The 15482-nt window shown below is 62.5% G+C and carries 9 protein-coding genes and 4 pseudogenes; 8 read left to right on the top strand and 5 right to left on the bottom strand.

Annotated elements, in window-relative coordinates; translation table 11 throughout:
• Nucleotides 1-25: 25 nt before the first annotated feature.
• The 4 genes and pseudogenes from LN139_RS17245 (at nt 26) to LN139_RS17230 (ending at nt 4364) form a co-directional block, all read left to right on the top strand.
• A complete protein-coding gene (locus LN139_RS17245) occupies nt 26-937 on the top strand; it encodes a carbohydrate ABC transporter permease (RefSeq protein WP_236355351.1) in 912 nt (303 codons plus the stop codon).
• Nucleotides 930-1776, top strand: a pseudogene (locus LN139_RS17240) (carbohydrate ABC transporter permease). Before LN139_RS17245 ends, LN139_RS17240 begins: the two are co-directional and overlap by 8 nt.
• Before the next feature lie 4 nt (nt 1777-1780).
• The gene (locus LN139_RS17235) at nt 1781-2935 is read left to right on the top strand and encodes an ABC transporter ATP-binding protein (RefSeq protein WP_236355350.1); all 1155 of its coding nucleotides are present in this window, start codon (nt 1781-1783) and stop codon (nt 2933-2935) included.
• A 67-nt stretch (nt 2936-3002) separates the two neighbouring features.
• Nucleotides 3003-4364: a carbohydrate porin gene (locus LN139_RS17230; RefSeq protein ID WP_236355349.1), complete on the top strand. Its 1362-nt coding sequence runs from the start codon at nt 3003-3005 to the stop codon at nt 4362-4364.
• Between the two features lie 194 nt (nt 4365-4558).
• Here LN139_RS17230 and LN139_RS17225 read toward each other — a convergent pair whose 3' ends face one another.
• Nucleotides 4559-5407 (bottom strand): MurR/RpiR family transcriptional regulator, encoded by an 849-nt coding sequence (locus LN139_RS17225; protein ID WP_236360477.1) that lies wholly within the window; start codon nt 5405-5407, stop codon nt 4559-4561.
• Nucleotides 5408-5597: 190 nt separating this feature from the next.
• Here LN139_RS17225 and zwf point away from each other — a divergent pair.
• The 3 genes and pseudogenes from zwf to LN139_RS17210 all read left to right on the top strand — a co-directional run bounded on the left by zwf (nt 5598) and on the right by LN139_RS17210 (nt 8444).
• A pseudogene (gene zwf, locus LN139_RS17220) lies at nt 5598-7063 on the top strand (glucose-6-phosphate dehydrogenase).
• Nucleotides 7050-7760, top strand: a pseudogene (gene pgl / locus LN139_RS17215) (6-phosphogluconolactonase); the annotation flags it as partial. The pseudogenes zwf and pgl, both read left to right, overlap by 14 nt.
• A gap of 21 nt (nt 7761-7781) precedes the next feature.
• Nucleotides 7782-8444: a bifunctional 4-hydroxy-2-oxoglutarate aldolase/2-dehydro-3-deoxy-phosphogluconate aldolase gene (locus LN139_RS17210; RefSeq protein ID WP_236360475.1), complete on the top strand. Its 663-nt coding sequence runs from the start codon at nt 7782-7784 to the stop codon at nt 8442-8444.
• Between the two features lie 12 nt (nt 8445-8456).
• Here the strand turns inward: LN139_RS17210 and LN139_RS17205 are convergent, their stop codons facing one another.
• Entirely contained in the window at nt 8457-8705 is a 249-nt protein-coding gene (locus LN139_RS17205) for a DUF3820 family protein (RefSeq protein WP_329611050.1), read from the bottom strand.
• A gap of 204 nt (nt 8706-8909) precedes the next feature.
• Between LN139_RS17205 and LN139_RS17200 the strand changes: the two genes are divergently transcribed.
• On the top strand, nt 8910-9365 hold the full coding sequence (locus LN139_RS17200) for a ferritin-like domain-containing protein (protein WP_236355347.1): 456 nt from the start codon (nt 8910-8912) through the stop codon (nt 9363-9365).
• Between the two features lie 31 nt (nt 9366-9396).
• Here LN139_RS17200 and LN139_RS17195 read toward each other — a convergent pair whose 3' ends face one another.
• The 3 genes and pseudogenes from LN139_RS17195 to LN139_RS17185 form a co-directional block, all read right to left on the bottom strand.
• Complete coding sequence (locus tag LN139_RS17195; RefSeq protein ID WP_236355346.1) at nt 9397-10935, bottom strand: GGDEF domain-containing protein; 1539 nt, start codon at nt 10933-10935, stop codon at nt 9397-9399.
• 227 nt (nt 10936-11162) lie between these two features.
• Nucleotides 11163-14225 carry a multidrug efflux RND transporter permease subunit gene (locus LN139_RS17190; RefSeq protein WP_236355345.1) on the bottom strand — a complete coding sequence of 1021 codons (3063 nt, stop codon included), beginning with the start codon at nt 14223-14225 and terminating at the stop codon, nt 11163-11165.
• Nucleotides 14222-15384, bottom strand: a pseudogene (locus tag LN139_RS17185) (efflux RND transporter periplasmic adaptor subunit). The gene LN139_RS17190 and the pseudogene LN139_RS17185 overlap by 4 nt, the downstream one beginning before the upstream one ends.
• Between the last annotated feature and the right edge of the window lie 98 nt (nt 15385-15482).

Below are 15482 nucleotides of genomic sequence, written 5' to 3'. Positions count from 1 at the left end.
TTCACACCTTCATGAGTAAGTGCCGATGAGTTCCGTCGCTGCATTGCCCAAGGCAACGCCCGTGCTCGACCGCCTGCAGGCTTGGCTTCCGAAGCTGGTGCTGGCGCCGAGCATGGTGGTGGTGCTGGTGGGTTTCTACGCCTACATCGGGTGGACGTTCCTGCTGTCGTTCACCAATTCAAGCTTCATGCCCAGCTACAAGTTCGTCGGGCTGGCCCAGTACATGCGCCTGTGGGACAACGACCGCTGGTGGGTGGCGAGCAAGAACCTGCTGGTGTTCGGCGGGTTGTTCATTTTCGTGAGCCTTGTGGTGGGCGTGGTGCTGGCAGTGCTGCTGGACCAGCGCATTCGCCGTGAAGGGTTCATCCGTACGGTCTATCTGTACCCGATGGCGCTGTCGATGATCGTCACCGGCACTGCCTGGAAGTGGATGCTCAACCCCGGGATGGGCCTGGACAAGCTCCTGCGTGACTGGGGCTGGACCGGTTTCACGTTCGACTGGCTGATCAACCAGGATCGAGTGATCTACTGCGTCGTCATCGCGGCGGTGTGGCAGGCGTCGGGCTTTGTCATGGCGATGTTCCTGGCCGGCCTGCGCGGCGTCGACAGCTCGATCATCAAGGCCGCCCAGGTCGATGGCGCGAGCCTGCCCACCATCTACCTGAGGATCGTGCTGCCGAGCCTGCGCCCGGTGTTCTTCAGTGCGTTCATGATCCTGGCGCACATCGCGATCAAGAGTTTCGACCTGGTCATGGCGATGACGGCCGGTGGCCCTGGCTACTCGTCCGACCTGCCGGCGGTATTCATGTATTCGTTCACCTTCAGCCGTGGCCAGATGGGCATGGGCTCGGCGAGCGCGATGCTGATGCTGGCCGCGATCCTGGCGATCCTGGTGCCTTACCTGTATTCGGAATTGCGAGGCAAGCGCCATGACTAGCGCCACGCTCAAACCGGGGCTCACCCCCAGCCGCGTGCTGATCTACGCGATCCTGATCCTGGCGTGCCTCGTGTATCTGGTGCCCCTGGCGGTGATGCTGCTGACCAGCTTCAAAACACCTGACGACATCAGCACCGGCAACCTGCTGAGCCTGCCGGCCGCCTTCACCACCATCGGCTGGGAAAAGGCCTGGGCCACGGTGCATGGCTACTTCCTGGAACTCGGTGCGCTTCGCTGTGCCGGCGGTGCTGATCTCCACGGCAATCGGTGCGCTCAACGGCTACGTGCTGTCGATGTGGCGCTTTCGCGGTTCGCAGCTGTTCTTCGGCCTGTTGCTGTTCGGCTGCTTTTTGCCGTTCCAGACCGTGCTGCTACCTGCCTCCTTCACTCTCGGCAAGATGGGGCTGGCCAACACCACAGCGGGCCTTGTGATCATGCACGTGGTGTACGGCATCGCCTTCACCACGCTGTTCTTCCGCAACTTCTACGTGGCCGTCCCCGAGGCCCTGGTCAAGGCGGCGCGGCTCGATGGTGCGGGCTTTTTCACCATCTTCGGCAAGATCCTGCTGCCGATGTCGGTGCCCACCATCATGGTGTGCATCATCTGGCAGTTCACCCAGATCTGGAACGACTTCCTGTTCGGTGTGGTGTTCGCCAGTGGCGACGCGCAGCCGATCACCGTGGCCCTGAACAACCTGGTCAACACCAGCACCGGGGTCAAGGAATACAACGTAGACATGGCCGCGGCAATGATCGCCGGGCTGCCGACCCTGCTGGTGTATGTGCTGGCGGGCAAGTATTTCCTGCGCGGGCTGACGGCCGGCGCGGTCAAGGGGTAACGCAATGGCAACGCTTGAACTGCGCAACGTCAACAAGTCCTACGGCAGCGGGTTGCCGGACACCCTCAAGAACATTCAGCTGAGCATCGACTCGGGCGAGTTCCTGATCCTGGTCGGCCCTTCCGGCTGCGGCAAGTCGACCCTGATGAACTGTATCGCGGGCCTTGAGAACATCACCGGCGGCGAGATCCTGGTGGACGGCGCCGACATCAGCCGCATGAGCCCCAAGGATCGTGACATCGCCATGGTGTTTCAGTCGTACGCGCTGTACCCGACCATGAGCGTGCGCCAGAACATCGAATTCGGCCTGAAGATCCGCAAGGTGCCTGCCGCCGAGATAGATCAGGAAGTGGCGCGGGTCGCCAAGCTGCTGCAGATCGAACATTTGCTCGGGCGAAAACCCAGCCAGCTTTCTGGCGGCCAGCAACAGCGCGTGGCGATGGGGCGCGCTCTGGCGCGCCGGCCGAAGATTTACCTGTTCGACGAACCGCTGTCGAACCTGGACGCCAAGTTACGCGTGGAAATGCGCACTGAAATGAAGCTGATGCACCAGCGCCTTAAAACCACCACGGTGTACGTGACCCACGATCAGATCGAGGCGATGACCCTGGGCGACAAGGTTGCGGTGATGAAAGACGGCATCATCCAGCAGTTTGGCACCCCGAGCGAGATCTACAACGAACCGGCCAACCTGTTCGTCGCCAGCTTCATCGGCTCGCCGCCGATGAACTTCATTCCGGTCAAGCCGGTGCGTGAAGGCAGCCAATGGGTCGCGCCGCTGGACAGTGGCCATGGCCATCTGAACCTGGCCCTGGGCCACACCGATCAAGACCTCACCGGCCGTGAGCTGATCCTGGGCCTGCGCCCGGAGCAGCTGGCACTGGCCGGAGTAGGCACCGTCGTGCAATTGCCGGCCCAGGTCGAAGTGACCGAGCCGACCGGCCCGGACACCCTGGTGTTCGTCACCATCAACGGCACCAAGGTGTGCTGCCGGGTCGCACCCGACCAGGCACCCGCCCTGGGCGCTGCCATGGCAGTCGGTTTCGATGCCGGCAAGGCCCTGCTGTTCGACGCCCAGAGCGGCGAGCGCCTGGCTATCCAGAGCAACACACCGGCTGAGCCATCGGCCGGCAACATCGCGCAGTTCAAAGGGCGGTGAGGGGCGGTACGCCCGGCGATAACAACAATAAACGCAAAACAATAATGAGGGTGATCAAGGGATGAACATGCGTAATCACACATCTGCCAAACACACGCGCGTGGCTCGCAGCCTGTTCGTGCTCGGCGCCATGAGCCTGGCGGTGAGCGCCCAGGCAGCCGGTGAGTTCGGCCAGTTCGATGCTTCGCAGTACGCCACCGGCGACTGGGGCGGCACGCGCAAAGACCTTTACGACAAAGGCTATGACTTTACAGCCGAGTACGTGGGCGAGGCCGCCAGCAACGTCAAGGGCGGCTACGACCACGACAAGACGGCGCGGTACAGTGACCAGTTCGCGCTGGGCGTGAAGATGGACCTGGAGAAGATCCTCGGCTGGCAAGGCGCCGACTTCCGCTTCACCGTGACCGAACGTAGCGGCCGCAACATCGGCAACGACCGTATCAGCGACCCGCGCGCTGGCATGTTCAGTTCGCCACAGGAAGTCTGGGGCCGCGGCCAGACCTGGCGCCTGACACAAATGTGGTATCGCCAGCGCTACCTGGACGACAAGCTTGACGTGAAAGTCGGCCGCTTCGGCCCGGGCGAAGACTTCAACAGCTTCCCTTGCGACTTCCAGAACCTCGCCTTCTGCGGCTCGCAGGTCGGTAACTGGGTCGGCGGCATCTGGTACAACTGGCCAGTGAGCCAGTGGGCTGCGCGGGTGAAGTGGAACTTCAACCCCGAGTTCTACGCACAAGTGGGCGCGTTCAACCAGAACCCGTCGAACCTGGAAACCGGCAACGGCTTCAAGCTCAACGCCAGCGGCACCAAGGGCACTATCTTCCCGGTGGAGCTGGTATGGTCGCCACGCGTGAACGGCCTGCCGGGCGAGTACCGCGTGGGTTACTACTACAGCACCGCCAGCGCCAACGACGTCGCCGAAGATGTGAATGGCCAGCAGCAGGCAGTTACCGGTAACGACTTCAAGAGCCATAGCAGCAAGCACGGCTGGTGGGTCGTTGCGCAACAGCAGCTGACTTCGCACAACGGCGACGCCAGCCGTGGCCTGAGCATGTTCGCCAACGCCACCGTGCATGACAAAGCCACCAACTTCATCGACAACTACCAGCAGGTGGGCTTTGTGTACAAAGGCCTGCTCGACAGCCGGCCGAAGGATGACATCGGTGTTGGCGTGGCTCGCATCCACGTAAACGACGATGCCCGCCGCCGTGCCGATCTGATCAACACTCTCAACGGCATCGGCGACTACGACAACCCCGCCTTCGTGCCAGTGCAGGACACCGAGTATGACGCCGAGCTGTACTACGGCTTCCACGTCACCAACTGGCTGACCGTTCGCCCGAACGTGCAGTACATCAAACACCCGGGTGGTGTGGATCAGGTTGATGACGCGGTTGTGGTTGGCTTGAAGGTGCAGTCGAAGTTCTAAGAAAGTTGGTAGCTAGTAGCCACTAGCTGCAAGCGGGAGCGGTTATGCGCAATAGCGCAGAGCCGCTTCGTCTGGAAGCTTGAAGCTATGAACTCGCAGCTCTTGCGAGCTTCAAGCCCCAAAGCGGGAAAGCGGCTTTACGCCCCGACTCGGAGCCGCTTTTCCTTCAAGCTTGAAGCTAGGGGCTAGTAGCTCTAAAGCAACGGATAGCGGCTGGCGTTCAAACTTTCCTTGATCTTGCGCAAATGCGGCTGAAAGTCCGAGCCTCGGCGCAAGGTCATGCCTGTCGCCAGCACGTCGAGCACCGTCAACTGAATGATCCGCGAGGTCATCGGCATGTAGATGTCTGTGTCTTCGGGCAGTGGGATGTTCACACTGGCGCTGCACGCTTCGTCGAGCGGCGAGCCCGCAGCCGTAAGGCCTAGCACCGAGGCGCCGTTCTCGCGTGCGGTCCGGGCCACCTCCACCAGTTCGCGCGTGCGGCCGGTGTAGGAAATGATCACGAACAATTCCCCCGTGTGCGCTACCGAAGCGAGCATGCGCTGCATGAGCACGTCTGCATGGGCGCTGACCGGCAGGTTGAAGCGAAAGAACTTGTGCAAGGCGTCCTGCGCCACGGGTGCCGAGGCGCCCAGGCCGAAGAAGTGGATTTGCCGGGCCTGGATCATCATGTCCACGGCGCGGCTCACCTGGCGTGGGTCGATCTGCTGGCAGGCGGTATCCAGCGAGGCGATGGCGCTGCCGAAGATCTTCTGCGTGTAGGCGGCGGGGTCATCGTCGGCCGACACCGCGCGGCTCACGTAGGCTGCGCCACTGGCCAGGCTCTGCGCCAGTTGCAACTTGAGCTCCGGGTATCCACTCACATTGAAAGAGCGGCAGAAGCGGTTGACCGTCGGCTCACTGACCGTCGCAGCCTGGGCCAGCGCTGCAATGCTGTAGCGGGTGGCCTGCTGGGGGTTATGCAGGATAACCTCGGCGACTTTGCGTTCAGCCTTATTGAGGTGATCGAGGCGTTCCTGGATCTGTTCGAGGAGGTTACGCACTCGCTCCATGCTGGGCTCCTTGGGCGTCTGTGAGGCTGTCATCGAGGGTGGTCTATCGTACTGGGGGGTAGGCTTGTTCACCACAGCATTCTGTTAGCATGCTCGCTTTGTTGTTTTATTACTACATTTGGCCTTGAGGCCCGCGAGCAAAACCGTAATACTTGTTCAACTTGATAAAAGAATTCATATCATGATTTCGATTTCTGAGCCTTGCACCTTTGCTTTGTTCGGCGCCATGGGCGACCTGGCGCTGCGCAAGCTGTTCCCGGCGCTGTTTCAGCTCGACCGCGCCGAGCTGCTGCACGAGAACACGCGCCTGCTGGCGCTGGCGCGCGAAGCGGGTGACGCGGCCTATCACCTGGGGCAGATCGAGGAGCACCTGCGCGAATTCGTGCCCGCCGAACAGCTTGAGGAAACCGCATTGGCCCGCTTCAAGGCGCGGCTTGAATACGTACATGTGGATTTCTCAAGGCTGACGATTATGTGACCCTGGCCGAGCGCGTCGGCGACAGCGGCACTGTGATCGCTTATTTCGCAACGCCAGCGTCCGTGTACGGCGCCATCTGTGAAAACCTCGCCAAGGTCGGGTTGGCCGAGCGCACGCGAGCGGTGCTCGAAAAGCCCATTGGCCATGACCTGGAATCCTCGCGCACCGTCAACGACGCCGTGGCGCGGCATTTTCCCGAGAACCGCGTTTACCGCATCGACCACTACCTGGGCAAAGAGACCGTCCAGAACCTGATTGCGCTGCGCTTTGCCAACAGCCTGTTCGAAACCCAGTGGAACCAGAACTACATCTCCCACGTTGAAATCACCGTGGCCGAGAAGGTTGGCATCGAGGGCCGCTGGGGTTACTTCGACAAGGCCGGCCAGCTGCGCGACATGATTCAGAACCACCTGGTTCAACTGCTTTGCCTGATCGCCATGGACCCGCCGGCAGACCTCTCTGCCGACGCAATTCGCGACGAGAAGGTCAAGGTGCTCAAGGCACTGCAACCGATCACCGGCGAAGCGCTGCACACTCATGTAGTGCGCGGCCAGTACATCGCCGGCTACAGCGAAGGCCGCAGCGTGCCGGGTTACCTGGAGGAAGAAAACTCCAACCCGCACAGCGATACCGAGACCTTCGTCGCACTGCGCGCCGACATCCGCAACTGGCGTTGGGCAGGCGTGCCGTTCTACCTGCGCACCGGCAAGCGCATGCCGCAAAAGCTTTCGCAGATCGTGATTCACTTCAAGGAACCCCCGCATTACATCTTCGCCCCGGAGCAGCGCATGCAGATCAGCAACAAGCTGATCATCCGCCTGCAACCGGACGAAAGCATTTCGCTGCGGGTGATGACCAAGGAACAAGGCCTGGACAAGGGGATGCAGCTGCGCAGCGGCCCGCTGCAGCTGAATTTCTCCGACGCCTACCGCAGTGCGCGAATCCCTGACGCGTATGAGCGGCTATTGCTGGAAGTGATGCAGGGCAACCAAAACCTGTTCGTCCGCAAGGACGAAATCGAATACTCATGGAAATGGTGCGACCAGTTGATCGCCGGGTGGAAACGCTCTGGTGAAGCGCCCAAGCCTTACGCGGCGGGCTCCTGGGGGCCGATGAGCTCCATCGCACTGATTACCCGCGACGGGAGATCCTGGTATGGCGATATCTGAACTGAAACTGCCCGAGCACCTCTCGGCGCACGAATTCGCAAGCCCACCTTTGTTGGCCGAGTCGCTGGCAGAAGTGGTCGTTGCGCACCTGCGCGACGGTATCGAGGCACGCGGCCATGCGTCGTTGGTGGTGTCCGGCGGGCGAAGCCCGGTGATGTTCTTTCAGGCACTGACCCGGCGTGTGCTGGACTGGAGCAAGGTGACCATCACGTTGGCCGATGAACGCTGGGTGCCTGTCACCCATGCCGACAGCAACGAGGGCCTGGTCAAACGCTATCTGTTGCAAGGCTCTGTGGCAAAGGCGAAGTTCATTGGCCTCTACCGCGCCACTGAAAGCCAGGAAGAGTCTGCTGCGCAGGCCGACGAGGCGCTGGCTGAGCTGGGTGACATCGACGTGCTGGTGCTGGGCATGGGCGATGACGGCCACACCGCCTCGCTGTTCCCGGCAAGCCCCGGGCTTGCCGAAGCTCTGGAGGAGAACAATCCCAAGCGCTGCGTCCCCATGCTGGCACCCAGTGTGCCTCACCAGCGGTTGAGTACGACCCGCTCGCTGCTGGCTGGCGCCCGCTACCCGATCCTGTCCATCCAGGGGCAGGGCAAACTCGACACGCTGCGCACGGCGCTGGCCGGGGACGACCTGGCGCAGATGCCGGTGCGCGCTTTTCTGAACGCTCCACTGGGCATCTTCTGGTGCCCCTGGAAACAAGGATCAGCCGCCATGACGCCTGAACGCAAAGCCCTGATGCAGGACAAGGTCAAACAGATCGACGCGCTGGCCGCTACCGCGCGGATCCTGCCGGTGATCGTGATCAACTCGGAAAGTGAAATCCTGCCGCTGGCCGATGCGCTGGCTGCCGGCGGGTTGACCGCATTGGAAGTGACCCTGCGCTCGCAGTACGGCCTCAAGGCCATCAAGCTGCTGCGTGAGCACCGCCCCAACCTGTTGGTGGGCGCCGGCACCGTGCTGGATCGGGACATGCTCAAGGCCGTCGAAGATGTGGGCGCGCAGTTCGTAGTGACCCCGGGTTGCACCCAGGACATGCTCGAAGCCGGCGTCGACAGCCCGCTTCCCTTGCTGCCGGGCGTGGCGACTGCCTCGGAAATCATGATGGGCTACGCCTTGGGCTACCGCCGCTTCAAGCTGTTCCCTGCCGAAATCAGCGGCGGCGTGGGCGCGATCAAAGCGTTCGGCGGCCCTTTTGGCGATGTACGCTTTTGCCCCACGGGGGGCGTGAATACCTCCAACCTCAATACTTACATGAGCCTGCCCAACGTCATGTGCGTGGGCGGCACCTGGATGCTGGACAAAGCCTGGATCAAGGCTGGCCAGTGGGATCAGGTGGAGCAATGCAGCCGCGAGGCACTGGCGCTGCTCGGCTGACGAGCGATTGTTTCATGGCTTTTGGGGGCGCTTGGTCGGCGCCCCATTTTTTTGCCCGCGCAACGGGTCGAGCAGCGCTTTCAGGCCGTTGTGATCGATCTCGAGCATGAGCGCGAGCAACGTGCCCAGTTCGCCTTTCGGAAAGCCTTCGCGGGCGAACCAGGCGAGGTAATGACCTGGCAGATCTGCCAGCACACGCCCCTTGTATTTGCCGAAGGGCATCGTTCGAGTTGCGAGCTGCTCAAGCATCTTTGGATTCATTATCTGGCGCTTTAAATGATGCGATGGCAAGCCTTCGAGTAAATTGCATTTTGCAATGCCGTCTTTCACTCGATCTTGCATAACAAAGGGGTTTCAAATATCAATTTTTCATTAAGCCTTTGATCTGTCAGCGCTTTTCAAAAAAACGAAATGTGGCACGTCCTCTGCAAAGTTGATAGTCATCACTTCAACAGAGAACTTCTCATGACCAAGTCAGGCAAAGACGTTGTATCGGTACTCAATCATCTGATCGAGACGTGCAAGGACGGCCAGGAAGGATTCCGTACCTGTGCAGACGATGTCAAGAACGTCGAGCTCAAGAACTTGTTCGTAAAACGCTCTGACGAATGCGCAGCTGCCGCAGGCGAGTTGCAAGAGGCGGTAACCCTTCTGGGCGGCACGCCTGAAGACTCCACCAGCTTTTCCGGCGACCTTCACCGCCGCTGGGTCGACCTGAAGTCGCTGGTTACCGGCAAGAGCGAAGAGGCCATCCTCAATGAGGCCGAACGTGGCGAGGATGTCGCTCTCAAGGCCTACAAGGAGGCCTTGGCCGAGCCGTTGCCGGCCAACGTGTTTTCCATCGTCGAGCGCCAGTACCACGGCGTTCAGCGTAACCACGATCAAATCAAGGCGTTGCGTAATATCGCCCGCGCTAGCTGATCATCGCTCGTGCCAGCAGATGCTGGATCCCTCATTGCGCCGGCTCTGCCGGCGTTTTTTGCTCCGGGCCCTGAGCCAACCCGCCCTCCAGAGAGCACACGCGGTTACGCCCCTCGGCCTTGGCCTGGTAAAGGGCCTGGTCGGCGCTGCACAGCAGAGCGTCGAGCGGCACGCCAGGGCGAGCACGCAATGCGCTGACCCCGATGCTCACGGTGACCCGCGACAAGCCAGCGCCCATCGGCGGGTGCATCTGCACCGCTTTACGGATGGTCTCTGCAAGGACCAGCGCGCCGTAGAGTTCCGTTTGCGCCAGCACTACCACGAACTCTTCACCGCCATACCGCGCCGCAAGGTCTGCGGGGCGATGGATGCAATCGCCGATGATTTGCGCCACGCCGCGCAGCGCACTGTCGCCGCCGTGATGGCCGTGGCGCTCGTTGAATACCTTGAAATGGTCGACATCGATCATCAGCACCGCGAGCGTGTCACGGTTGCGCTGGGCGCGCAGCCATTCCAGCTCCAGGGCCTGGTCCAGCCTGCGGCGGTTGGCAAGCCCGGTAAGCCCGTCGGTCATGGCCAGGTTGGCCAGGTTCAGCTCGGCGCGCTGGCGCCGGTTGAGTTCGCGGCGCAGCAGCAATGTAAGCATGAAAATCCCCAGGCACAGTGCGACGGTGGCGAATCCCACCATGCCAGCGGTTCGCCGCCAGGGCCCGAACACCTGCTCGGTAGAGATGCCGACTACCACCTTCAGCGGTAGCTTGCCGACCTGTGTATAGGTGTAGACGCGCTCTTTACCATCAAGCCCTGATATCTGAGTCAGGCTGCCGCTGCGGCCACCCTCCAGGAAAGGCCGCATGCCCGGAGAGTGCGCGAAGTTCTGGCCCGCTACGTCTTCTCCCGACCCCAGGGTTTCACGCGCCAGAATGTAACCGGTGTCGCTGATCAGGCTGATGCTGCTATCGACACCGATGTTCAGATCGCGGAACAGATGATTGAAGTAGTCAAGCCGCAACGCGCCGGTGGCCACGCCGAGGAAACGGCCATCGGCTGTTTCGATGCGGCGGCTGAAGCTGATGCACCAGCCCAGGTCGCCGAGGGTGTCGCGAAACGGTGGGCTGATGTGCAGAGCATTGCCGGGGTGGTCACGCAGGTACTGAAAGTCCGCCCAGGCCGAAAAGTTGCCCGCTCGAGGCGGCGTGGTCAACGAGTCGGCGACCACGTTGCCCTCGGTGTCCAGCCAGAGTACGTCGCCGCGCAGGGGCGCCGCGATGGCGCGGCCGAACAGCATCTGATGCCGCAGGCGTGGCGGGATGCGGGCGAAGTCAGGGTGGCTGACGGTTTCGGCCAGCCCCTGCAAGGCCAGGTCGTACAGTTCGACGTTGCGCTGTACATCGGCATCGATGAGTTGCGCGATGTTGGCCGAGTTACGTACTGCCGTTGCGCGCGCCAGGCTGTGTTCACGGGCCAGCAGGAAGGTGACCAGGGCAATGATCGCTGCGATCCCTGCCAGGCAGCCTGTGGCGAGCAGCCTTTGGGCGCGGGCGTTGTGCGAGGTCAGGGTGGTAGGCATGGGGCGGCATCGGCCGGTAGTCGGGGCGGCGATATGATAGGGACCCCGATGCCCCCTCACAAGCTGCACATTCAGCGCGGTTCGCCGATCATGCAGGCAGGCTGGCTGCGACTCCAGCGCGTTTTGCCTTTGTTTTTAATGTGTTACATGCACGTTGGCGACATTCGATAAGGAGGTTGGTGCGAACGTACGTTCGAAAATACCGCGGGCGCCAGCCTTTTGCGCCCTTATCGGCGCCGATGAAACAGGTGTTCGAGCTGCAAATAGATGATCGGCGTGGTGAACAATGTGAGCAACTGGCTCACCAACAGGCCGCCGACCACCGCGATGCCCAGTGGCTGGCGCAGCTCGGCGCCACTGCCGTAGCCGAGCATCAGCGGCACAGCGCCGAGCAAGGCTGCCAGTGTGGTCATCACAATGGGCCTGACCCGCGCCAGGCATGCCTGGTAGATCGCTTCGCGCGGGGTAAGGCCCGCTTCGCGCTGGGCGTTGAGTGCAAAGTCGATCAGCAGGATGCCGTTTTTCTTCACGATACCGATCAGCAGCACCAGCCCGATCAACGCCATGATGGTGAAGGCTTGCCCACTGAGCCACAGCAATGCCAGCGCACCCAGGCCCGCCGAGGGCAGGGTGGAGATGATCGTCAAGGGGTGGACCAGGCTTTCGTAAAGCACACCGAGAATGATGTACACCGCCACCAGTGCCGCCAGGATCAGCCACGGCTGGCTGGCCAGAGAGCTGCGAAAGGCCTGGGCTGCACCCTGGAAACTGCCAGTCACGTTTGCCGGCAGGCCGATGTCCTTCTCGGCCTGCTGGAGTTGCTCGACCGCATCGCCCAGCGACGCGCCGCGCGCCAGGTTGAACGAGAGGTTGGCGGCGGGGAACATGCCGTCATGGGCGATCGACAATGGGCCGTTCAGCGGTGTGCCAACGTGCGCCAGCGCAGCCATGGGTACCTGCTCACCCGTCAGCGGCGAGCGCAGGTAGAACCAGTTCAGGCTCTGTGCCTGGCCGCGCTGGGCGGCGTCCAGCTCCAGCACCACCTTGTACTGGTTGGTATCGGTCTGGAATTCACTGATCTGCCGTTGGCCAAACGCGTCGTAAAGCGCCTGGTCCACATCGGCGGTAGTGATTCCGAAGCGCGCAGCCGCACGCCGGTCGATCTGGATCGGGGTGACGTTGGCGCCCAATTGCAGGTCGTTGGAAAGGTCACGAAACGCTGGCATCTTGCGCAAGGTGTCGGTCAGGCGTTCGGCCCAGAAGTTGAGCGCACCGCCGTCATTGCTCTTGAGCACGTATTGATATTGGCCTCGGCTGGCACCGACGCCCAGGTTGATATCCTGGCCAGCGCGCAGGTACAGCACGATCCCCGGCACCTGGGCCAGTTGGCCGCGAATGCGGTCGATGAACTCGCTCGCCGACACATCGCGCTGCTCGCGCGGTTTGAGCGAGATCCAGAAGCGGCCCGTTGCAACTGCCTGGTTGCTGCCGCTGACACCCACCGAGTGCGACCAGGTCCGCACCGCAGGGTCGGCAGCGATGATGCGCGCCAGCGCCTGATGCTTGGCCAGCATGTCGGGATAGGAAATATCCGCTGCCGCCTCGCTGGTGCCGAGCACGAAGCCTGTGTCCTGCACCGGGAAAAAGCCTTTGGGAATGAACAGGTAGCCTGCCATCGCCAGCGCCAGTGAGGCGCCGAACAGGGCCAGCATCGTGCGTGGATGATTCAGCGCCGCGTTGAGTGCCCGCTCGTAGCCCGCCATCAATCGTTCGCTGGCGCCGTGCTTGCCTTGGGGGTGGGGCTTGGGCGCGTTCATGAACATGGCCGCCAGGGTAGGGGCGAGGGTCAGCGATACGATCACCGACACCACGATGGTGCCGGTGGCGGTCAAGGCGAACTCCTTGAACAGGCGCCCGACCACGCCCCCCATGAACAGCAACGGAATGAACGCGGCGATCAGCGAGAAGCTGATCGAGACCACAGTGAAGCCAATCTCTGCGCTGCCTTTTAGTGCGGCTTCGCGCCGGGGCTCGCCGGCTTCCAGATGGCGATGGATGTTCTCCACCACGACAATGGCGTCGTCGACCACGAAGCCCACAGCGATCACGATCGCCATCAGCGTCAGGTTGTTCAGGGTGAACCCCATGACGTACATCAGCGCGAAGGTGGCGATCAGCGACACGCCCAGCACGGCGCAAACGATCAAGGTCGCCGAGAGCTGGCGCAGGAACAGCGCCATGACTGCGATGACCAGCACGATGGCGATGCCAAGCGTGAGCTCCACCTCGTGCAACGATGAGCGAATGGTCTGGGTGCGGTCGTTGAGGGTTTCGATGTCCAGCGTGGCCGGCAGCCCGGCCTTCAGCGCAGGCAGCGCCGCCTGGACGCGCTCTACGGTGTCGACGATGTTGGCGCCAGGCTGGCGCGAGATCACCAGGTTCACCCCCGGCTGGTTGGCCGACCAGGCCTGCACGTAGTCGTTCTCCGCACCGGCACGTACCGTCGCCACGTCACCGAGGCGAATGGCGGCGCCATTTCGGTAGGCGACGATCAGCTCGGCGTACTCCTCAGGCTCGAACAACTGGTCATTGGCGCTGAGCGTGGAGATGCGGCTGTCCCCGTAAAGCGCACCCTTGGCCAGGTTAAGGCTGGTCGCCTGGATGGCCTGGCGCAGATCCGCCAGGGTCAGGCCCAGGCTTGCCAGGCGGTCAGCCTTGGCCTGCACACGAATCGCCGGGCGCTGCTGGCCGATGATGCTGACCTGGCCTACGCCTTCGATCTGGCTGATCTGCCGGGCCAGCAGGGTTTCGACGGCGTCGCTCAGTTGCGGGCCGGTGAGGCTGCGCGAGCTTACACCGAGTATCAGGACCGGGCTGTCGGCCGGGTTGACCTTGCGCCAGGTGGGGAGGTTGGGCAGGTCGCGCGGCAGCTTGCCGGCGGCGGTGTTGATGGCGGCCTGCACTTCCTGCGCAGCGGCGTCGATGTTCTTGTTCAGGTTGAACATCAACGTCAGGGTAGTGGAGCCCAACGCGCTGTTCGATGTCATCTGAGTGATGCCGGGGATGGCGCTGAATTGCACCTCCAACGGCGTTGCCACCGAGCTTGCCATGGTCTGCGGGCTGGCCCCGGGCAACTGGGCGCTGACCTGCAAGGTCGGGAACTCGGCCTCCGGCAGCGGCGCCAGCGCCAACCGTGGAAAGGCCAGTGCGCCCAGCAGCACCAGCGCGGTGGTCAGCAACAAGGTAGCGATGGGGTGGCGGATGCACCAGGCGGAGGGCGCGCGGCTCACGGTTCAGTGCCCAGCACGGAGGGCGGCGCGGGCGGCTCATCGGCTATCACCTGCACCTTGGCGCCAGGGCGCACTCGCGACTGGCCGTCGCTGATCAAGGCGTCGCCTGCCGCAACGCCTTCTACCACGATGACTTCGCTGTTCTGGTCCAGTACCTTCACCGGGACTGCCTCGGCGATGTCCTTTTCCACCCGATAAACGAATGTGCCGTCGATGCCTCGTTGCAAGACGCGGCTGGGTATCACCAGAGCGCCTTTCTGCAGCTGCGTCTGCAGCTGGATATTGACCAGTTGGCCCGGCCACAACGTTAGGTCGCGGTTGTCGAACTCAGCCTTGGCACGCAAGGTGCCGGTGCTGCTCTGACACCTGGTTGTCGATCAACAGCAGGCGGCCGATCGCGAGCGGGGTGCCGGTGGCCATTTCGCCGCTTGGAAGGGCCAGCACCGGCGCTGGAGTGGGTGCGCGCAGCAAGGTTTGCAGCACAGGCAACTGCTGCTGGGGCAGGGCGAACTCCACGGCGATCGGGTTCAACTGGGTCACGCTGAACAGGCCTTGGGTGTCGCTGACACGCAGGAAGTTGCCGACGTCGACATTTCGAATGCCGACGCGCCCAGCCAGCGGTGAGCGAATCTGGGTAAAGGAAAGCTTGACCTGCGCAGCCTGCACCGCAGCCTGGTTGCCCAGCATCGTCGCGGCCAGCCGGTCACGCTGGGCTTGTTGCTGATCCAACTGCTGGCGCGAGATGCCGTCGTCCTTGCTCAAGGCTTTGGTAACGATCGAGGTCCGCCTGCGCTGCCCGCAACCCTGCGCGTGTCTGCGCAAGCTCAGCCTCTGCCTGCGCCAACTGCGCGCGCCAGTCACGGTCGTCGAGGCTGGCCAGCATCTGGCCTTTTTCGACGAACTGGCCTTCCTTGACCCACAGGCGCATCAGCGTGCCGTCCAGCTGCGGGCGAATGACCACGCTCTGCAACGATTGCACGGTACCGATGCCGCCGACCCGGTGGGGGATGTCGGCCTGCGTGACCATGGCAACTTTCACCGCCACGGCATGCGCGGTGTGCGCGACGGGCGTGTCGCTCGCGTGTGTATGCCAGAGCGCGGCGCCGGCCAGGACTGCGAGGGTGGCGCATGCAAGGATCGAACGGGTGAGCGTACGCATCGAGAAACCGGAGCGGGTGAGTAGGCGTTTTTATAGCGCGGTGCGCCGGCCGCCAGTGTGCCGTGAAAATGACATCACTGACAGCTGCAGCACACAGA

This window comes from Pseudomonas sp. KNUC1026, from assembly GCF_021650705.1.
GTDB lineage: Bacteria > Pseudomonadota > Gammaproteobacteria > Pseudomonadales > Pseudomonadaceae > Aquipseudomonas.
The sequence above is the reverse complement of the archived record's forward strand: the minus strand, read 5'-3'. Positions and strand labels throughout refer to the sequence as shown.